The 20,510-nt window shown below is 37.8% G+C and carries 19 protein-coding genes; 11 read left to right on the top strand and 8 right to left on the bottom strand.

What is annotated here, in order from left to right; all coding sequences use genetic code 11:
- Positions 1-80: 80 nt before the first annotated feature.
- Genes H0S58_RS07945 through H0S58_RS07935 form a run of 3 tightly spaced genes read right to left on the bottom strand, consistent with a single transcriptional unit; the run spans position 81 to position 2,048 of the window.
- On the bottom strand, positions 81-698 hold the full coding sequence (locus tag H0S58_RS07945; RefSeq protein WP_092720781.1) for an OB-fold-containig protein: 618 nt from the start codon (positions 696-698) through the stop codon (positions 81-83).
- Between the two features lie 19 nt (positions 699-717).
- Complete coding sequence (locus tag H0S58_RS07940) at positions 718-1,029, bottom strand: Rieske (2Fe-2S) protein (RefSeq protein ID WP_193890771.1); 312 nt, start codon at positions 1,027-1,029, stop codon at positions 718-720.
- Between the two features lie 14 nt (positions 1,030-1,043).
- Entirely contained in the window at positions 1,044-2,048 is a 1,005-nt protein-coding gene (locus tag H0S58_RS07935) for an adenosine kinase (RefSeq protein ID WP_195726228.1), read from the bottom strand.
- A gap of 137 nt (positions 2,049-2,185) precedes the next feature.
- On the opposite strand from H0S58_RS07935, the gene H0S58_RS07930 reads away from it, so the two are divergent.
- The 3 genes from H0S58_RS07930 to H0S58_RS07920 all read left to right on the top strand — a co-directional run bounded on the left by H0S58_RS07930 (position 2,186) and on the right by H0S58_RS07920 (position 7,100).
- The gene (locus H0S58_RS07930; RefSeq protein ID WP_053580175.1) at positions 2,186-2,635 is read left to right on the top strand and encodes a GNAT family N-acetyltransferase; all 450 of its coding nucleotides are present in this window, start codon (positions 2,186-2,188) and stop codon (positions 2,633-2,635) included.
- 344 nt (positions 2,636-2,979) lie between these two features.
- Positions 2,980-5,919, top strand: coding sequence for an insulinase family protein (locus H0S58_RS07925; RefSeq protein ID WP_195726227.1), 2,940 nt, complete (start codon positions 2,980-2,982; stop codon positions 5,917-5,919).
- Positions 5,920-5,951: 32 nt separating this feature from the next.
- On the top strand, positions 5,952-7,100 hold the full coding sequence (locus H0S58_RS07920) for a phospholipase A (protein ID WP_195726226.1): 1,149 nt from the start codon (positions 5,952-5,954) through the stop codon (positions 7,098-7,100).
- Positions 7,101-7,166: 66 nt separating this feature from the next.
- Here the strand turns inward: H0S58_RS07920 and H0S58_RS07915 are convergent, their stop codons facing one another.
- Both H0S58_RS07915 and H0S58_RS07910 read right to left on the bottom strand, forming a co-directional pair.
- On the bottom strand, positions 7,167-8,507 hold the full coding sequence (locus tag H0S58_RS07915) for a TrkH family potassium uptake protein (RefSeq protein ID WP_195726225.1): 1,341 nt from the start codon (positions 8,505-8,507) through the stop codon (positions 7,167-7,169).
- 3 nt (positions 8,508-8,510) lie between these two features.
- The gene (locus tag H0S58_RS07910) at positions 8,511-9,161 is read right to left on the bottom strand and encodes a potassium channel family protein (protein WP_053580179.1); all 651 of its coding nucleotides are present in this window, start codon (positions 9,159-9,161) and stop codon (positions 8,511-8,513) included.
- Between the two features lie 490 nt (positions 9,162-9,651).
- Here H0S58_RS07910 and H0S58_RS07905 point away from each other — a divergent pair, with 490 nt between their 5' ends.
- Positions 9,652-10,044 carry a hypothetical protein gene (locus tag H0S58_RS07905; protein ID WP_227592226.1) on the top strand — a complete coding sequence of 131 codons (393 nt, stop codon included), beginning with the start codon at positions 9,652-9,654 and terminating at the stop codon, positions 10,042-10,044.
- Positions 10,045-10,096: 52 nt separating this feature from the next.
- Here H0S58_RS07905 and ilvA read toward each other — a convergent pair whose 3' ends face one another.
- Positions 10,097-11,635 (bottom strand): threonine ammonia-lyase, biosynthetic, encoded by a 1,539-nt coding sequence (gene ilvA, locus H0S58_RS07900; protein ID WP_195726224.1) that lies wholly within the window; start codon positions 11,633-11,635, stop codon positions 10,097-10,099.
- A 106-nt stretch (positions 11,636-11,741) separates the two neighbouring features.
- Here ilvA and rpiA point away from each other — a divergent pair, with 106 nt between their 5' ends.
- The 7 genes from rpiA (at position 11,742) to H0S58_RS07865 (ending at position 18,516) form a co-directional block, all read left to right on the top strand.
- Complete coding sequence (gene rpiA / locus H0S58_RS07895; protein WP_195726223.1) at positions 11,742-12,413, top strand: ribose-5-phosphate isomerase RpiA; 672 nt, start codon at positions 11,742-11,744, stop codon at positions 12,411-12,413.
- 66 nt (positions 12,414-12,479) lie between these two features.
- Positions 12,480-13,160, top strand: coding sequence for a M48 family metallopeptidase (locus H0S58_RS07890; RefSeq protein ID WP_195726222.1), 681 nt, complete (start codon positions 12,480-12,482; stop codon positions 13,158-13,160).
- Positions 13,161-13,453: 293 nt separating this feature from the next.
- Positions 13,454-14,509: an N-acetyl-gamma-glutamyl-phosphate reductase gene (gene argC / locus H0S58_RS07885; protein WP_195726221.1), complete on the top strand. Its 1,056-nt coding sequence runs from the start codon at positions 13,454-13,456 to the stop codon at positions 14,507-14,509.
- Positions 14,510-14,587: 78 nt separating this feature from the next.
- A complete protein-coding gene (locus H0S58_RS07880) occupies positions 14,588-15,340 on the top strand; it encodes a DUF6776 family protein (RefSeq protein ID WP_092720771.1) in 753 nt (250 codons plus the stop codon).
- 17 nt (positions 15,341-15,357) lie between these two features.
- Positions 15,358-15,771, top strand: coding sequence for an ATP-dependent Clp protease adapter ClpS (clpS, locus tag H0S58_RS07875; RefSeq protein ID WP_053580185.1), 414 nt, complete (start codon positions 15,358-15,360; stop codon positions 15,769-15,771).
- A 9-nt stretch (positions 15,772-15,780) separates the two neighbouring features.
- Entirely contained in the window at positions 15,781-18,057 is a 2,277-nt protein-coding gene (gene clpA, locus H0S58_RS07870) for an ATP-dependent Clp protease ATP-binding subunit ClpA (protein WP_092720770.1), read from the top strand.
- A gap of 105 nt (positions 18,058-18,162) precedes the next feature.
- On the top strand, positions 18,163-18,516 hold the full coding sequence (locus H0S58_RS07865; RefSeq protein ID WP_195726220.1) for a YnfA family protein: 354 nt from the start codon (positions 18,163-18,165) through the stop codon (positions 18,514-18,516).
- A 69-nt stretch (positions 18,517-18,585) separates the two neighbouring features.
- Here the strand turns inward: H0S58_RS07865 and argF are convergent, their stop codons facing one another.
- Together argF and H0S58_RS07855 are read right to left on the bottom strand one after the other, a co-directional pair.
- A complete protein-coding gene (argF, locus tag H0S58_RS07860) occupies positions 18,586-19,506 on the bottom strand; it encodes an ornithine carbamoyltransferase (protein ID WP_053580187.1) in 921 nt (306 codons plus the stop codon).
- Positions 19,507-19,617: 111 nt separating this feature from the next.
- Complete coding sequence (locus tag H0S58_RS07855) at positions 19,618-20,268, bottom strand: TetR/AcrR family transcriptional regulator (protein WP_195726219.1); 651 nt, start codon at positions 20,266-20,268, stop codon at positions 19,618-19,620.
- Positions 20,269-20,510: the final 242 nt, after the last annotated feature.

Genomic DNA, 20,510 nt, shown 5'->3' with positions numbered 1-20,510 from the left:
AAAGCACAACACAAAATTATTTGATTACTGTGTTGTGTTTTATACTGCGTATAATTGTTTAAAATAGCAATTTTAAAAGTCTAAGAGTCATGTTCGAGCGTAAACAAAGTATTCGATTTAGAAATCTTTTTGGCGACGTAATGCGATTTTTTTAATCGAATAAGAATTATTTGTGATTGAAATTCTAATTCGCCAAATTCAGGTTCAACTTGAACATAGTGTAATTGTCCAAAATGATCTCTGACCCTTGCTTGAGCAGAAAATCCTGGGCGCGCATTGCCGCTTGAAATGGTGGCTAAATGTCCAAGCAGCGTAATTTGTCGCTTGGTTTTTGTAGGTTTAATCACTTGATCTAAACAGTGAATCATAAATACAGTAAAGAAAATCGCAATGATAAGAGCGGGAAGAATCAAGTAATAAGCAGGCAAAAATTCTTGTTGGCGTGCAAATGCACAAAGCTGTAAAAAATAACCGGAAAAACTAAAATTCATTAATAAAAAAACAATAATCAAAGTTTTAGAAAATTTAACACTGAGCAAAGGAGATTCGGTTAACTTTTTAGGGAATAAATGTTTTAAAAATTGCATAGGGCGAATATTAAAGTAATACCCAATAGTTTCTATCATGCTGAGGAGGAGCAAAGCCAATAAACTTAAATGAAAGGGGATTAAATTATAGTTTTGCAAAAACTCAAGCATGATAAAATTCCATTGGTTTTTATGCTTCGTTTAGATAAATTCCGCCATCAGAGTGCACATTAATGTTCACTTTTTTAAGTGACTCACCTTGGCATGGACCCGAAATACATTCACCTGTTTCTACAACAAACAGTGCACCGTGTGTAGAGCATTGAATATATTCTTGGTCTTGATCTAAGAATTGATTTTCTAAAAATTCTAATTCAACTTGTAAGTGCGGACATATATTTTGATAAGCATAAAATGAACCATCACGTTGGGTAATAAAAATAGTATCACCATTCGCTGTTTCATAAGCACGAGCTTCACGCTCGGGAATTTCTTCCGTCATGGCAATTTTAAGCATTATGCACATTCCTTTTGAAAATGATTTAATAATTCTGCATAGTGTTGAACACTTAAACGTGGACCAAATTGTGAAACAACTTCACTTGAAATGAGTATTGCCAATTCAGCTGCAGTTTTTAAACTAAGACCTGTATTTAAAGCATAAAGAAACGCGCCTGCAAATGCATCACCAGCACCATTTGCATCTACTGCTGTAACAGCTCGACCTGGAACCGTAAAAGTTTGCTCTGAATCTGAGATAAGAGCACCTTCAGCTGATAATGTAATGACGGTGTATTTACTTTTCAATTGTAATTGAGCAAGCGCAGCTTCGATTGTCTCAGTATTGGTATACATCAGGGCTTCTTGCTGATTGCAGAGGAGTAAGTCTACACCATCATCCAATAACTCATCTAAACCTTGACGTGCATATTGCACCATAGCTGGATCAGATAAGGTCAGGGCGATTTTAACACCATGTTCGCGAGCAATTTTACGTGCTTGTTTGACTGCTTGTCGAGCAGAATCACTGGTAGACAAATATCCTTCAATATAAAGCCATTTTGCAGATTTTAAAGGCTTAAAATAAATTTGATCTTCACTTAACTCAGCAGTAATACCTAAATATGTATGCATGGTGCGTTCAGAATCTGGACTTACAAGTACCATACAGGTCCCTGTTACGCCATGACTCACTGATTTTTTGGTGGTTTGAACTTTTGCTTCATTTAATCCTGCTAAATAAATCCCACCCAGTTCATCATGACCAACACGGCAACCATAAAAAGCGGCTCCACCCAAAGCACTAAAAGCCACCGTCGTATTTGCAGCAGAACCGCCCGATGCTTGACCTTTGTATACTTGCGTTTCGATTAGATTATTATATAAATTTGCTTGTGTTTCAGCATCAGTCAACTGCATAGTGCCTTTTTGCAAATTTTGTTGGACAAGGAAATCGTCAGAAACCTGAAATTCTTGGTCGATGAGTGCATTACCAATTGCAAAAAGATCCACAGTTGCCATGTCTTTGATTCACATTTTAAATTAAAGCACTAAGTTTACACCAATGCTCATGATTGCTGTAGATTGATGAATAAAATTCAAGATATTGTCTATTGATTCGTTCAGAATGTAACTTAAGAAAGGATAAGGAAGCATAGATGAACATCACCATTACTCAGGCAGAAACATTACCTGTAGAAATCAAAGAATTGGCGAAGCAAGCTCACAAAGAAGGCTTGGTATTGGTTGATGGATTGATTGAAGAGTATGAAAGTGGAAAAAATAGATTCAATCAACCTGGGGAGTTTCTTCTTTTTGCTTATGATGATGATCGGTTAATTGCCTGTGGGGGGCTTAATCAGCAATGGAATGAAAATGAAATTGATACACGTATTGGTCGTGTTCGTCGTTTTTATGTATTGCCGAAGTATCGTAAGCATGGTGTTGGAAAACAGCTTTTACAACATCTGGAAAAACAGGCACGTGCAAATTTTTCTGCCTTGTGTTTGAGTATTGATACCAAAGCGGCAGCCAGTTTTTATCAAAAGCAAAATTATGTTTTTGTTGAAAATCATCCTAATTATAGTTATTTCAAATATTTACTCTAAAATTTTCCATTGAGTATGGAAAATGGTGTCTAGCTTGTATATTTAAAAGAGCGCACCATTTCTGCCTGTATAGCAGTAATTCTGTTTAAGGAATAGTTTAAGGACTTTAACTTTGGGAGTGTGATGTTTGTATAAAGTTAAATTTATTTTTATGTTGAAAGAGCCCAAAAAAGCATTCGTTGCAATCCGATCTTCGAATGATGAGTCATTTGTAAATTTTAAAAAATATATGGTTTAAAACTACCCTCAAATACAATGAAATTCGTAACCCCAAAATCCACAGTGATGTAGATTGAGGTATACTCAAAAACATTTTATCAAATATGTATATCTGAGGAGATCACATGACTGTAGATGTTACTGAAACCATTACTCAAACTGTTCACCCTGCGTTTCAGTTGATACGTCAACACCATGTTGAAGCCTTAGACGTTTTTGTGTCTGAATATAAACATAAAGTCACAGGTGCTATCCATTACCATTTGGCCAGTGATCTGGATGAAAATGTGTTTTTAGTGGCATTTCGCACTCAGCCGATGGATTCAAAAGGTGCAGCGCATATTTTAGAACATACTGCATTATGTGGTTCTGAAAAATTCCCAGTACGCGATCCATTTTTTCTCATGATTCGTCGTTCATTAAATACCTTTATGAATGCGTTCACTTCGGCAGACTGGACCGCTTATCCTTTTGCTACGCAAAACAAGAAAGATTTTCAAAATTTATTAGAAGTCTATTTAGATGCTGCGTTTGCTGCAAATCTAAATGAATTGGATTTTGCACAAGAAGGGATTCGGATTGAACTTGAAAATGACGAACCAGTGTATAAAGGCGTGGTCTTTAATGAAATGAAAGGAGCGATGAGTTCGCCTTCAGATCAGTTGTATCATCAATTGGCGCATCATTTATTTCCAGAAACCACGTATCACTACAATTCAGGTGGTGATCCCAAAGATATTCCAGATTTAACTTACTCTGAATTGGTTAATTTCTATAAATCGCATTACCATCCAAGTAATGCAGTATTCATGACGTTTGGTGATGAATCGGCTTATCACTTGCAAGAGCAATTTGAAATTTTAGCCTTATCTAAATTCAAACAAGGTGAAACGCTGCATTCAACTCCTGAAACACGTTTAACAGCACCAATAGAAGTAACAGAAAGTTATGCTTTAGATGCAGAAGATTTAAAGGATAAAACCTACCACATTATTTCATGGTTATTACCAGAAGCAAGTGATATTAAATTGCGTTTAGGTTTGCGCTTGGTCGAAGGCATTTTACTTGAAGACTCTGCATCACCATTACGCCATTATTTAGAAACCTGTGGTTATGCTCAATCGACTGGCCCAATAATGGGTGTTGATGATTCTAACTTTGAAATGACTTTTTTCTGTGGTGTGCAAGGTTCCAATGCTGAATATGCTGAAGAATTTAAAAAAGGCGTTTTTAAAATTCTTGAAGACGTGGCTTCAAAGCCTGTTGATACAGAAATGGTCGATGCGATTTTGCATCAAATTGAATTACACCAACGTGAAATTAATGGCGACGGCATGCCATATGGATTAAGCCTGATTTTAAATGGCTTAAGCAGTGTTATTCATCACAGTGATCCAGTGGATGTTTGGGATGTGGATAGTGCGATTACATTGGTGAAAGAAGAACTCAAAGATCCAATGTGGTTATCGAATCTGATCAAAACCTATCTCATTGATAATCCACATCGTGTGCAATTGACTTTAGTACCAGATGCGACTAAATCGGCAAAAGAAGCGGAGGCAGAGAAAGCACGTTTAAATGAAATCGGGGCTAAACTGACAGATGAGCAAAAAGCTGAGATTATCAAGCAAACAGAAGCCCTCAATGTCCGTCAAGACACACCAGATGATTTAAATTTATTACCGAAAGTAGGCTTGGAAGATGTGCCTGCTGACTTGCATATCGTACAAGGTCAATTACGTGAAATTATTAGTAATAATATCGATACGCCTTTAAATTTATATCATGCTGGAACAAATGGTATTTATTACCAGCAGGTTGTCGTTCAAATTCCAGATGAAGTCGTGCAATCGCCTTATTTTAATCTATTGTCCGTTTTGTTGGGTGAGGTTGGCGCAGGTGAGTACGATTATCTTGAACTTCAGCAGCTGCAAACTGCGGTAAGTGGTGGCGTTGGAATGGGTGCGTCGTTACGTTCTAAAGTAGATGATAAAAATAAAATTAGCGCATGGCTCACGCTTACTACTAAGTCATTGGTCAATAATTTTGAAGCGATCCGTTTATTAAAATTAGCCTTTGAACAGTTACGTTTCGATGAAAAAGATCGAATCGTTGAATTGTTGCAACAGCGTAAAACACGTTGGCAATCGCGTATTTCTGGTTCTGGGCACAGTTATGCTATGCAAATTGCATCTCGTCATAGTAGTGCTTTGGCTCAACGCGATTATCAAACCACAGGTTTGGGTGCTTTAAATTGGTTAAACGACTTAGTTAATCGAATTGAAAAAGACGATACTGCATATAATGCTTTAATTGCAGAGTTACAAGCGATTCATCGTTTGCTGTTACAGGCCCCAAAACAATTTTTACTGGTTTGTGAAGAGCCTCAATCAGACCGCTTGATTGAAGAAATTCAGAATGTTTGGGATAAATTAGTAGTCGATTCTCAGCCTGTTCAGTTAACGCCAGTTGCTTTTGTCGATAGCAATAAAGATGAAGCATGGTTAATTCAAGCCAATGTTCAATTTTGTGCCTCAGCTTATGCTGCTGTGGAAGTTTCACATCCCGATGCTGCTCCTTTAATGGTCTTGGCTGCTTATTTACGTAATGGTTTCTTACATAGTGCGATTCGTGAAAAAGGTGGAGCTTATGGGGGGGGGGCAAGTTATGACGGTAATGCCTGTTCATTCCGTTTTTACAGTTATCGCGACCCACGCTTGGCTGAGACCTTTAAAGATTTTGATGCCAGTATTGAATGGTTATTAAAAACAGAACATCAACCTCATCAACTTGAAGAAGCGATCTTGGGCTTGATTGCCAGTATGGATAAACCAGGTTCTCCTGCGGGCGAAGCAATTACGGCGTGTTATGCTTTGTTGCATGCAAGAACACCTGCGATTCGTAAACAATTAAGAGCACGTTTATTGAATGTCACCTTAGACGATTTAAAACGTGTAACTCAGCAATATTTGGTTCAGCAAAAACCTGTTAAAGCTGTGGTGGCACCTGTGTCGAAACGTGATATCTTGCTTGAGCTTGGTTTTGATCTTCAGCAAGTGAATTAATACATTAAAAAAATAAATTGAGGTGGAATACGATGGCGTTCAAAACATTTGAATGCACAACACTGAAACTGAGCATATTTATGCTCAGTTCTTTGTCTGTGAGTACTAGTTATGCAGTTAGCCCTGAAAACTTGATTGCACCCGCCAGTGCTGAAGCATGTGTGGCGCTAGAGTCAAATGCAGATCGATTATCTTGTTACGATACTTTGTTTAAAGTGCCAGAAGCAGAGAAAACGACATTGCTTTCAGAACGCCAAGCCGCAAAGGAGCTTGCACCTGAACCTACTCAGCCCGAGACACTCAAAGAAAAAATCAGTCAGGGTGTGAGTACTATATTTGCAAGTGACGGATCGAAAATCGATCCAAATCATTCATTGCTAGATCGACGTTGGGAGTTATCTCCAGACAGTAAACTCGGAACATGGAATATTCGAGCACATCAGCCAGTCTATTTGTTACCTGCATTTTGGACTTCAGACAAAAATGAATTTCCGCAAAGTCCGAATGTGTACAATACGGTCGATAAAGATCAAAATTTGAAATCGACAGAATCCAAATTTCAATTGTCATTAAAGACCAAAGCCGTTGAAAATCTGCTGGGTGATAATGGCGATATTTGGCTGGGTTATACACAATCTTCGCGCTGGCAGGTCTATAACAGTGAGGAATCTCGTCCTTTTCGTGAAACCAATTACGAACCTGAAGCCAGTCTCATTTTTCGGACTAATTATGAAATATTGGGTTTAAATGCACGTTTATTGGGTTTAACTTTTAATCATCAGTCTAATGGGCGAGCAGACCCATTGTCGCGTAGTTGGAACCGTATCATGATGAATATCGGTTTTGAGCGTGATAATTTTGCATTAATGTTGCGACCTTGGTATCGAATTGAAGAAGATTCAAAAGATGATAATAATCCAGACATTAAAAACTATATTGGTCGTGGAGATTTGACGGCTTTTTATCGCTGGAATGATCATGATTTTTCATTGATGCTGCGTCATTCATTGAAAGGTGGAGATGATGCGCATGGTGCGGCCCAATTTGATTGGGTATTTCCGATTAGTGGAAAATTACGAGGCCATTTTCAATTATTTGATGGCTATGGTGAGAGTCTGATTGATTATAATCACCGTGCAACGTATGTCGGTTTAGGCGTATCGTTGATGAATTGGTTCTAAACTATGTGAAAAGCTAAAAACCACTTTCTTTAAAAGTGGTTTTTTTTTACTAAAATTTAGAGAAAGTTAACCAATTTGAATATCTGCGGGTGGATGTTTGAGACGCGTTTTTTTGGGTGTGGCAATAAGATAAGCCAAGGTTAATGGACCTAAACGCCCTGCAAACATCAATAATATTAGAGCGATTAGGCTAGCTGGTTGCAATTCGCTGGTAATCCCTCGAGATAAACCGACTGTACAGGCGGCAGAAACTGCTTCAAATAATAAATCTAAAAAATTCTTATTGGGTTCTAAAATAAGTAAAGTGAATAATCCTAAAAATACCAAAATGGCCGTGATTGAAACAACTGCGAATGCTTTAAATGAAGTGACTTTTGAAACTGAATGATTAAAAACACGTAATTCTTCAGAGCGACGTAAAAAGGTGATGACACTTAAAACCACGATAATAAATGTGCCAACTTTAATGCCGCCAGCAGTGCTGAGGGAGCCACCCCCGATAAACATTAAGATAATGGTAAATAAACTAGAAGCATCAGTAATACTCGACATATCTAAACTATTAAAGCCTGACGAGCGCGGGACAGTCGCATGAAACCAAGCATTTACAGCTTGATCACCGAGACTCATGCTAGCGAGTGTTAATGGATTATTTGCTTCTAAAGCCCAAATAACTAAAAAAGCAAGAAGATTTAAACCTGCAATGGTAGAGAGAATTAATTTACTGTTTGGACTCATCTTTTTCCAGCGCCGTGTACGTTTAATATCCATGAGTACAACAAAGCCTATGCCTCCAATAATATAGAGCATACTAATGGTGAAAGTAATGAAATAATGCCCTGCAAAGCTCATCAGACTATTGGGGAAAAGTGAAAAGCCACCATTATTAAAAGCAGAAACACTATAAAAAGCCGCATAAAAAAATGCGCGAGCAAAATCATACTCTTGCATCCAAGCAATGGTTAAAATTACTGTGCCCACAGCTTCAAAAAATAAAGAATATAAAAGGACGCCCTTAATGGTAAACGCAACTTTGGTTAGGCTGGTTTGTCCTATTGCTTCTTGAGCCATCATTTGTTGTTTTAATTTGAGATTAGAAGACAGGCTGAGCGCTGCAAGAATGGCGAAAGTCATAAAGCCTAAACCGCCACATTGCAGTAAAAACATAATCACCACTTGTCCAAAAGTGGTGTAGGCTTCTCCGACATTGACAACAGAAAGTCCTGTGATGGTCACGGCAGATGTAGCGGTAAACAAGGCATTTAACCAACTGAGTTCACCATGATGTGAAATAGGCAGTTTAAGTAACAATGTCCCCGTTAAAATAAAACCTAAAAACCCCAAGGCCAGTAAACTGGGTGGACTCAGATTAATAGTATTTTGTTTTTTATTCTGTAATGAATTCATGTGTTATTTAAACCGTGCTGAGAGTTTACGTAAGGGTTCAAGTTCTCCCTCAACCACCAATACATCACCCATTTGTAAAATTAAATTTGGATCAATACTATATAAAATTTCTTTGCCCCGTTTATGCAGTAAGGTTTTAATTTCTGGTGCATGATTCATGAGATGGTTAAAGCGTTCCCCGTGAAGCTTTTCTTTAATTTCTACTTTGACCAGAAAATGGTTATCTTCTAAAACCATATAACGGCTGACCATGGGATAACTCAAGGATTGTGCAATCCGAACGCCCATATCTTCTTCTGGATGAATAATTTTGCTAATGCCCAGATGAGTCAAAATCATATGGTGGGCTTTGGATTTGGCTTTTGCCCAGATTTTTTCTACACCCATATTTTTAAGATGTAGTACGCATAAAATACTGGCTTCAATATCTTCACCAATCGCAACCACGACTGCTTCACAATTTTGAATATTCAGTTCATTTAAAACATGGTCATCAGTCGCATCTGCAATGACGGCATGGGTAATTTGCTCAGCAATGTTTTCAACAAATTTTTTATTGATATCAATACCAATCACATCATGATTTAAACCTACAAGCTCTGTGGCAATCGTTGCTCCAAAACTGCCTAAACCAATTACTGCAAATTGAGCCATTCAAAATACCTCTTATTGGTTTTTATATATGGAAAGTCTAAGTAGCAAATCATTTTATAATGTTCTACTTCACACGTGTGTCGAGCTTACAAAATTATATATAACAAGAGTTTATTTTAGATGGAAAAATAAAATATACAGCCAATTAAAACCTTTATTTTTTATATAAAAAGCGTCGCTTTGATTTGAAAATATGTAGCAGTCTAAAAAAAGATTTTGTATTCAATATTACAATAGACACAAATGAAACGGTGATCGTCATCAAACATTCAAAAATACCATATAGCATCTTCAGAAGATTTTATTGTTATCACCAAGTCTAAAAAATAACCATAGAAGAACTAAAATGGACGATAAAAAGATTTTTAAAATATTACAAGATTGGTTTCCTATTCTCGCGCAACAAGGCATACCTAAGAAAAAACATCGACAGAATTTTTAGCAATTTCTCACGTGGATTTTAGCTGAGAGTGAAAAGGGAAGTCATTTGATGTCAGTGTTTTTTAAAAGTCCATTAGACAATCAGTTGCAGCGTTGCGCAGTGTTAAAAACCTTAAAATTAAATTTTGAAGACATACAGCAACGCATTGAGGATCGAGTCATGCCTCTCAATGCACATTACGAAAAACATAAAGATACGATTGGAAAATATTACAACATCAATGATCAAATTTTTGATCTGGTTTTTGAAGAAATTGATACAGTATTACAGCATCATAATTTTGAGTTGTTGTTAATTTATGCAGATGCCACGTACTGGATGGCGGTTCCTAATCAGGATGTTAAAATTCATAAATTTTGTAAGTCATTCAGCAAGCAATTTAAAAATGAAGGAATTTGTATTGAACATTATACAAAATCAGATTGTTTAAGATCGACTTAAATAGCGATTTGAAAATAAACAAAGAGCCATATATGGCTCTTTGTTTAAAGGATTATTTTAAAAAACGTTGATAGCCAAGATTGTTGGTTATTTCTGCATAAGGATAAGTAATACTTTCTAGCGTTTCAATTAAGCCATCTGGATTTTGTTTGGCATCAGAGGCTTCTAAGCCGACCAAAACACGACCTTCTGCTGCACCATGATTACGATAGTGGAACAAGGTAATATTATGTGTAGGCCCAAGACGTTCGAGGAAGGTTAATAATGCGCCTGGACGTTCTGGGAATTCGACACGGAATAAACGTTCATTTTCAAGATCAGCATGACCGCCAATTAAATAACGAATATGTAATTTGGCTACTTCATCATCAGATAAATCATCCACATCATACTGAACTTTAAGCATTTCATGGATATCATGACGTTCGGGTTCGCCACCTTTTAAGCTGATACCAACAAATACTTGTGCGGCACTTGAACTGCTAGCACGATAATTAAACTCGGTAATATTACGTCCTTGTAGCGCACGGCAGAATTTTAAAAATGAACCGTTTTCTTCAGGAATAGTGACTGCAAAAATCGCTTCTTTTTGTTCGCCGAGTTCGGTACGTTCGGCAATATAACGTAGACGATCAAAGTTCATGTTGGCACCACATACAATCGAGACCATGTTCTTGTTTTCTAGACCATGTTGTTCGACGTATTTTTTAATTCCTGCCAGTGCCATAGCACCTGAGGGTTCAACAATGCTGCGGCATTCATCATAAGTATCTTTAATGGCTGTGCAGATTTCATCTGTATTGACCAGAACTACATCGCGTTCAACAATTGGACCTGAATTATCCGATTTTTGCAGACGAATCACATCAAAAGGTTTTTCACCAATTTGTGCCACCGCCGTACCATCGGCAAATAAGCCGACTTGTGGAAGAATCACACGTTCATTGGCTTCAAAAGCTGCCTTTAAGCATGCGGATTCTTCATATTCCACAGGAATGATTTTGACATGTGGCGCGACATCGCCCAAGTAAGCAGCAACGCCTGCAATTAAGCCACCACCACCTACGGCAACGAATACATATTCAACATCACGCCATTGGCGCAAAATTTCATTGGCAATCGTGCCTTGGCCAGCCATGACCAATTCATCGTCATAAGGCGGAATGAAAGTCATGCCTTCTTCTTTAGCACGTTGAATCGCATATTTATTGGCAACATCGAAAGAGTCACCGTGTAATACGACTTCACCGCCTAAACGTTTTACCGCCTGAACTTTAATGTCAGGTGTGGTTTTAGGCATCACAATAATGGCGCGAATCTCTAATTTTTGACCAGAAAGTGCTACGCCTTGTGCATGATTACCAGCAGACGCAGTTATTACACCACGTTCTAATTGTGATTTTGGTAACTGACTAATACGGTTATATGCACCGCGTAGTTTGAAAGAAAAGACAGGTTGTAAATCTTCGCGTTTAAAACGAATGTTGTTTTTAAGTTTTTCACTAATTCGTGGTGCCGCTTCGAGTGGAGTTTCGATTGCAACATCGTAGACAGTTGCTTGTAATATTTGTCGAACCAAACGAGACAGCATGTTAATTTTCCATCTAACAGTTTAAAATAGGCAATTATTGTAACAAACCCCTGTGCATTTGGGCTGTTTAATCAGCAAGAAATGTCAAAAATAGTTGAGCCAAGTTATGAGTCTGTATGCGACCCAAGATGAAAAGAAACAAGCTGCCGCGAAAGCTGCATTAAAGCATTTGCCAAAGGGTGGAATTTTGGGGGTAGGTACGGGAAGCACTGTTAACTTCCTGATTGATTTATTACCTGAGTTACAGTTGGAGGCGGCTGTAGCAAGCTCTGAAGCCACTGCACAGCGTCTTAAAAAATTGGGTATAGAAGTGGTCGATATGAACCATGTTGGTGGTTTAGATGCGTATATCGATGGCGCAGATGAGATTGATCGTCATATGCATATGATCAAAGGTGGTGGGGCTGCTTTAACACGCGAAAAAATTGTTGCATCGATTGCGAAAAAATTTGTATGTATCGTAGATGATTCTAAATGGGTTGATCAGTTGGGGCGTGATTTTCCGCTGCCAGTAGAAGTGATTCCAATGGCGCGTTCCGCAGTAGCACGTAAAATCGTTTCACTTGGTGGTGACCCAGTGTATCGTGAAGGTGTGGTTACCGATAACGGCAACGTGATTTTAGATGTATATAACTTTAATATTTTAAATGCGCTTGAGCTTGAAAAAACCTTGAATGATATTCCTGGTGTCGTGTGTAACGGCATTTTCGCGATTCATCAAGCTGATGTAGCAATTGTTGCTACCAATAATGGTATTGAAGAACGTACTGCGGTTTAAATCATGCTAACTAATCCTCCTTTTGTAGGAGGAGGGTTAGTAAATTTGAATAGAAGAACAAGAATAATGAATTTTCCAGACTTGCCAGAAATTGAAATCACTCGAAATGTGCGCTCTAAGCATTTACGTTTACGCGTTGAGCCTAATAAAATACGTCTTACGGCTCCTGTTTTTTGTACACCAGGACAAATTCAAAGTTTTATTCAGTTATCTGAACAATGGTTGTTAAAAACATGGCATCAGCAGCAACAGAATATCAAAAAACAAGATTGGACTTTACCGAATACGTTGCAACTTTTTAATTTACAAAATTCAGTTACTATTATTTATCAAACGCAGCAGCCTAATTTTATCTTTGATGATCAAAATTTACAGCTGCTTATCAGTGACCGGCAGCCTAAGCAATATTTAAAAAACTTCGTGATTGCTTATGCAAAGGATCATCTTCCACTTTACTTGGAAGAGATAAGCCAAGAATCTAATCTGAATTTTGCAAAATGTGCGATTCGTCAACCTAAAACCAGATGGGGAAGTTGTACATCTAAGCATGACATTATGTTGAACAGTGGTTTGGTATTATTTCCAAAGCATATCGCTCGTTATGTGTGTGTACATGAGTTGGCACATACCAAGTATTTTGATCATGGTCCGCATTTTTGGGCAGAAGTGGCAAAGTATGATCAGCATTATTTACAGCATCGAAAAATATTAAAAAATACGCCATTACCTTATTGGTGGATTCATTAGGCGGATAGAGTGAATAAATAGGCTGAGTAAACTAGAGTTATTATTTGCTGTCGTTGGATTTTCTCAGCATCACAATGCAATTGTTTGCCTAGTTTTATCGGGATTTTTATTTATGAGATGTAAGTTATAAAATAAGAACTCCGTCCAAAATATGCTAAGCATACTCAATAGATTTATGTTTGGGTCTGGTTAAACTAATAAAAAAACAAGCAATCCTTAGTGAAATAGTTTAGAAAAATTCAGCTTCCTGTCATACTATGTGATTACGAAATAAAAAATTTTGATGTGAGGTAATGGGCGTGATTACAGTTGGTATTGTCGGTGGTACAGGTTATACAGGCGTAGAATTGTTGCGTCTTTTGCTACGACACCCAAATGTACAAGTTAGTGTATTAACATCGCGTACTGAAAATGGTCGCCGTGTAGATGATATGTTCCCAAGTTTGCGTGGACATACCGATCTTCAATATTCAGATTTAAATATCGATGAATTAAAAAAATGTGACGTAGTTTTCTTTGCAACGCCACACGGTGTTGCCATGAATCATGCAGCAGAACTACTTGCATCAAATACCAAAGTAATAGACCTTGCAGCTGATTTTCGTTTACAAAACTTAGCGCAATTTGAAAAATGGTATGGCATGCCACATGCTTGTCCAGAAATCTTGAAAGATTCTGTTTATGGTTTATCAGAACTGAATCGTGAAAACATCAAACAAGCCAACGTGATTGGTAACCCAGGTTGCTATCCAACAACAGTACAATTGGGTTTGGCACCACTATTCAAAAACAGTGATGCATTGATAAAACCTGAAAGCATTATTATTGATGCAAAATCAGGGGTTTCAGGGGCGGGAAGAAAAGCCAGCTTAGAGATGAGCTATTCGGAAAATGCAGATAATTTTAAGGCATATTCAGTTGGTGGACATCGTCATCATCCTGAAATTGTGGAAGCATTGGAAAATATATCCGGTCAAAAAGGTGTGTTTGATTATATTGTATTTGTGCCACATTTGGTTCCGATGATTCGCGGCATGTTGAGTACAATCTATGTTGATTTGACAGATGCAGGCGATGCAGCCGATTTGCAAGCTCTTTATGAACAATTTTATGCAGATGAAGCCTTTGTTGATGTGATGCCCGTGAACAGTTCACCTGAGACACGTTCAGTTCGTGGTGCAAACCAACTTCGAATTGCATTGTACAAACCTCAGCCGAAAAAGTTAGTTGTCTTATCTGTACAAGATAATTTGGTTAAGGGCGCAGCAGGTCAAGCCGTACAAAATATGAATCTGATGTTTGGCTTAACTGAGACTTCTGGATTAGAAGGTATTGGTTTATTACCATAAAAAACTATTTTAGACTTCACACATATTTGGATTTAGATTTAAATATGTGTTTTGAATAAATCAAAATAAGAGATGACGATGTTGAATACCGAATCAAATACCCCGTCACAACCGACGCAGGTCAATAAAAAGCCGTTTTTAAAAGGTAATTTGCCGCTTGCGATTGGTGCTGCCATTTTAGTGGTAGGAAGTGGCTTTATGGGCTATTCAGTAGGACATCGACAGGGTTTAACCGCTGTAGGCTTTGAGGCGGATGCTGAGCAATTGGTTGAAGTGGTTAAACAGCAAAAAACCAGACTCGAAACTTTAAATAAAACATTGAATCTAGCTGTACAAGAACGTGATGTAGCAGTAAGTAATTCCAATGATTTATTTACTGTGCTCAATCAGGCCAAAGAAGACAAAGTTCAGTCTGAGGGGCTAAGTGCTATTTACCGTGAGGTTCTGCGTCAACGAGGTGGATTAAGCTTAACCATTCAAAATATTGGAATTAAACCTTTACCTGAAAATGCTTATGAGTATCAGCTTGATTTGGTTCAAGTGAGTCCAAATAAACGTAGTACATCTGGAGGTGTCGAGTTACGTTTAATCCAAGGTACTGAAGTTTTAGAAATTCCACTGGAAGATAAGAATTTTAATTTTCAGGATTTTGAACGTTTAACTGGACGTTGGACTATGCCTAAAGGCTTTAGTCCGCAATTTATTGAAGTTCGTTTAACGGGAACAGCAACCCCCGTGATTAAGCGTTTCAGTTGGGGGCGTGGGAAACCTATAGAAAGTCAATCCGCATTCATTTCTGAAATTCCTCAAGCAGAAGCCAATGCACAATAGTGTGAACTTTAAATTATATGCCAATGAATAAACGTCAACATTGTTTAAACGACATCAAAAATTCTTTTCAGCAAACTGGGTATGTCGATTGGCATATTCATCCGCGCTTAAGCGATGAAACGCATGGGGACGAGCAAGGAGATCTGGCTGTTCAAACTGCGCAACCACAATTAAAACGTCCACCGCTGTATGTTGTGGTTCTGATGAACGACGATTACACCCCAATGGACTTTGTAATTGAAATTTTACAACAATACTTTGCTTTGAATCTTGACCAAGCCACTCAAGTAATGCTAACTGTACATTATGAAGGAAAAGGTATTGCAGGCGTTTATCCACGAGACATTGCGGAAACGAAAGCGAACCAAGTTAATAATTATGCTCGGTCTCAAGGTCATCCATTACTTTGTCAGATTGAGCCAAAAGATTAAGGGGATTACATGCTCAGTCGTCAATTAGAAGTATCTTTACGTTTGGCTGTAAGCATGGCTCGTCAAAAGAGACATGAGTTTCTCACGGTTGAACATTTATTGTTGGCTTTACTTGATAATGATTCTGCTGTAAACGCGCTAAAGGCGTGTGGTGCAGACATCGTTGCGCTTCGTAAAGAACTTGAAGAATACGTTGAACAGCATACCCCTAAACTGGGTGAACACAGTGAGCAGGCTCCTCATCCGACTGAAAGTTTTGATCGTATTTTACAACGTGCGATTTTTCATGTTCAGTCAAGTGGTGGTGATCGTACCGTTGAAGGTGCTGATATATTGGTCGCGATGTATTCTGAACGTGATTCTTTTGCCGTTTACTTGCTTAAGCGTCATCAAATTAATCGTTTAACGTTGACTCAATATTTATCTCATGGTACTCGCAAAGAAGAAGTACAGGCCGAAGAAGAAGTGGAAGAGTTAGATGGTGAAACATCAAGTTCTTCAAATTCAGGTCCGCTCGATTTATATACGACCAATTTAAACGTCGAAGCGCAAAAAGGCAAAACTGATCCACTCATTGGGCGTGAAAAAGAAATTGAACGCGCAGCACAAATTCTATGTCGTCGCCGTAAAAATAATCCATTATTGGTCGGTGATCCTGGCGTGGGTAAAACTTCGATTGCGGAAGGTTTGGCTTGGCTGATTGTCAATGCTAAAGCACCTAAACCACTCGCCAATGCTGAAGTCTATAGCTTGGATATTGGTGCACTGGTGGCAGGTACAAAATATCGTGGTGATTTCGAAAAACGTCTGAAACAGCTTCTTAATGCTTTAAAAAAGAAACCAGAAGCGATTTTATTTATTGATGAAATTCACATGATTATTGGTGCTGGTTCAAGTATGGGCAGCACAATGGATGCCTCAAACTTAATTAAACCCGCTTTATCGAATGGTTCATTGCGTTGCATCGGTTCAACCACATTTCAAGAATATCGCCAAGTCTTTGAAAAAGACCATGCATTGTCACGTCGTTTCCAAAAAATTGATGTCAATGAGCCATCTATTTCTGAAACAATTGATATTTTACGCGGTTTAAAATCTAAGTTTGAGGATTTTCACCATGTACAATATGACGATCAGTCTTTGATTGCAGCCGTTGAATTATCATCGAAATTTATCAATGATCGATTCTTGCCTGATAAGGCGATTGACGTGATTGATGAAGCAGGTGCGCAGCGTCGTTTAAAAGCTGAACAAGAAAATACCCTGATTACCGTTGAAAATATTGAAGATATTATATCCAAAATTGCCCGTATTCCACCGAAAACAGTATCTAAAGATGATAAAACTGTATTAAGTAATCTTGAACGCGATCTCAAACGTGTGGTATTTGGACAAGACAATGCCATCGAAGCACTCGGTTCTGCAATCAAGCTGTCACGTGCAGGTTTAAAATCACCGGATAAACCTGTCGGTAGTTTTGTGTTTGCAGGTCCTACAGGAGTGGGTAAAACTGAAGTCACCAAACAATTGGCCAAATTGATGGGCGTTGAACTGGTTCGTTTTGATATGTCTGAGTATATGGAACGTCATGCTGTTTCACGCTTAATTGGTGCACCTCCAGGATATGTTGGTTTTGATCAAGGTGGTTTACTCACCGATGCAATTCATAAGAATCCGCATTGTGTATTATTATTAGATGAAATTGAAAAAGCGCACCCTGATGTATTTAATTTGCTCTTGCAGATTATGGATCACGGGGCATTAACTGATAATAATGGGCGTAAATCAGATTTCCGTAATGTGATTCTTGTTCTAACCACGAATATTGGCGCTGAAAGTATTTCACGCACGAGTATTGGTTTTATGGAGCAAGATAATAGTCTAGACAATAAAGATGCAATGAAAAAAGCATTCTCACCTGAATTCCGTAACCGTCTAGATGGTGTAATTCAATTCAATGCCTTACCAACCACAGTAATTGAAAATGTGGTAGATAAATTCTTGACTGAATTGCAAGCGCAGCTGGATGATAAGAAAGTCATTCTTGAAGTTGATCAAAATGCGCGTGAATGGATGGTTGAGCAGGGTTACGATCGTTTAATGGGTGCTCGACCAATGCAACGTCTGATCCAAGAACATTTGAAAAAACCGCTTGCAGAAATGATTTTATTTGGTGAGCTTGCGGAACATGGTGGCAATGTCGCAGTTTCCGTGAAGAAAGAAAATGGTAAAGCGACTGGTTTGAAATTGGAAGTATTTGAAGATCAGACCGCTGAACCTGCTTAAGACTATATAAAAAACAACCCGTGTCCGTACGGGTTTTTTTATATTGAAAATTTATGAGTTTTGCTTAAAGATCAAAGGTCCAGATTGCTGGGTGAATTAAAATTTATGGATATTCAAATTACCAGAGTCATCACTACCTTTTTTCTTTTTTTGATTACCGCAATTGCTGAAATTTTAGGATGTTACTTTCCTTATTTAATTTTAAATCAAGGGAAGTCTCATTGGTTATGGATTCCTGCAGCCTTAAGTCTATTGATTTTTGTTTGGTTGCTGACTTTGCATCCTGCTGCTTCAGGACGAATTTATGCAGCATATGGAGGAATCTATATTTTTACTGCGTTACTCTGGCTTCGTTACGTTGATCAAGTCAGTTTAACACGTTGGGATTTGCTGGGCGGCATAGTGGTGATACTCGGCGCACTGCTTATTATTTTACAACCACAGGGTTTAGTTCGTTAAATCTTATTTTAAACTTAAATATAAAAAAGCACCAAAAGGTGCTTAATTTTATTGAATAAAATAAATATTCTAATTTTTATTTAAATTTTGATTTAACAGAAATTCAACTAAAGCTTTTTGTGCATGTAGGCGGTTTTCTGCTTCATCCCAAACGACAGCATTTTTATGATCTAGCATATTTTCTGAAATTTCTTCACCACGATGTGCTGGCAAACAGTGCATAAATAAACAATCAGGATGCGCCAAACTCATTAATTTCTCATTCACTTGAAAATCGGCAAATGCAGCTTCACGAATTTTTTGTTCTTCCTCTTGTCCCATACTTGCCCAAACATCAGTCACGATGAGGTCAGCATTTACCGCTGCATCTTCTGCCGAATCAAATAATTCCACACAATGAGCAAATTCAGACAAGAATTTTTGCTGAGGTTCATAACCTTTAGGTGTGGCAATTTTTAAGTTAAAGCCCCACATGTGCGCAGCTTCAATATAGGAGTTACACATATTGTTACCATCACCAATCCATGCCACTGTTTTTCCTTCAATAGAACCGCGATGTTCTAGAAAAGTTTGCATGTCAGCCAAAAGCTGGCAAGGGTGATGATCATCAGTTAAAGCATTAATAATAGGCACTGTAGAATAAGAAGCAAAACGTTCTACGATGTCATGACCAAAAGTACGAATCATAATAATATCAAGCATACTTGAAATAACACGCGCAGAATCTTCAATCGGTTCGCCACGCCCCAATTGGGTATCACGAGAAGATAAGAAAATTGCACTACCACCGAATTGGCTCATACCTGCTTCAAACGAAACACGTGTACGGGTACTCGATTTTTCGAAAATCATGCCCAAGACTTTACCGACAAAAGGTTGGAATACCTCATTGTTATGTTGCTTGCGCTTCAGTTCAATTGCGCGCTGTAAAATTTGGTTAAGTTCTAAAGTCGATAAATCGCGTAAGGTCAGAAAGTGACGGAGAGCCATGATTACTCCACAATTATTGTTAAATAAAAACGAAAACAACAATGAATTGTCGGTTGGTTAAGTGAAAAGGGAATCGACCAATATACTATAACCAGAGGAAATTGCAAAAAACTAATCTTTTTGATGACCTTCTAAAAAGCGATCGACACAATAACTTAAGTATGTGATGGTTTCTTGTTCATCTTCCTCAATAGGAAGTCCAATTAATATACGCCATTCTAAATCTCGTAAAATCCCGAAATAAAATTGTGCAGAATAAATTGGATTTTCACACTTTATTACTCCATTGCTATGCGCTTTTTTTAACGCACAGGCAATTGCAGATTGAATATGTTTTGGTCCTTGTTCGTGAATGTAGAGGGCTAGTTCCGAACTTCGTTGCGTACGCTCCAATACTAAGCGCATAAATGCCGTATTTTCTGGTTGTAATAAATGTTGATGAAAATTTAATAAAGTACGAATGAGATAAGTTTTTAAATTATGTTTATCTTGTTCAAAAGGAACACAAATATTTTTAAAAAATTGTTCACGACGATAGTCACAAATGGCAGTAAATAAGCCTTCTTTATTGCCAAAAAACTTGTAAATTGATGCTTTAGAGCCACCCGCATGATGCACGATATCATCTAAGGAAACTGCATCATAACCACGTTCTAAAAATAATTCATTGGCACTGAGTAAAAGTGATAGGCATCGTTCATGGCCACGCTTTGTGTGTGGAATATCACGAGCTAAAGGATCTAATTGAACTATTTGTTGCATATGGCGTATTGAGTCAATAATGAAAAAATGAAATCATTTGCAATTATAGCAAAAATATGCACACATTTCTTAAATTACTAGAGTTGAATTATTTTGTTACGCATATGATGCATTGAAATAATAGTATAGTTTGGCTAAATATATGACTAAAGTTTTAAAGTATAAACACTAAAAAGTCGTAGATATGAAGATCTTTATGGCTATACTCGAAATTCGATAAGTAAAATGAAACTGTGGAAAAG

The organism is Acinetobacter sp. TTH0-4, assembly GCF_015602665.1.
In the GTDB taxonomy this organism is placed as follows: domain Bacteria; phylum Pseudomonadota; class Gammaproteobacteria; order Pseudomonadales; family Moraxellaceae; genus Acinetobacter; species Acinetobacter albensis.
The sequence above is the reverse complement of the archived record's forward strand: the minus strand, read 5'-3'. Positions and strand labels throughout refer to the sequence as shown.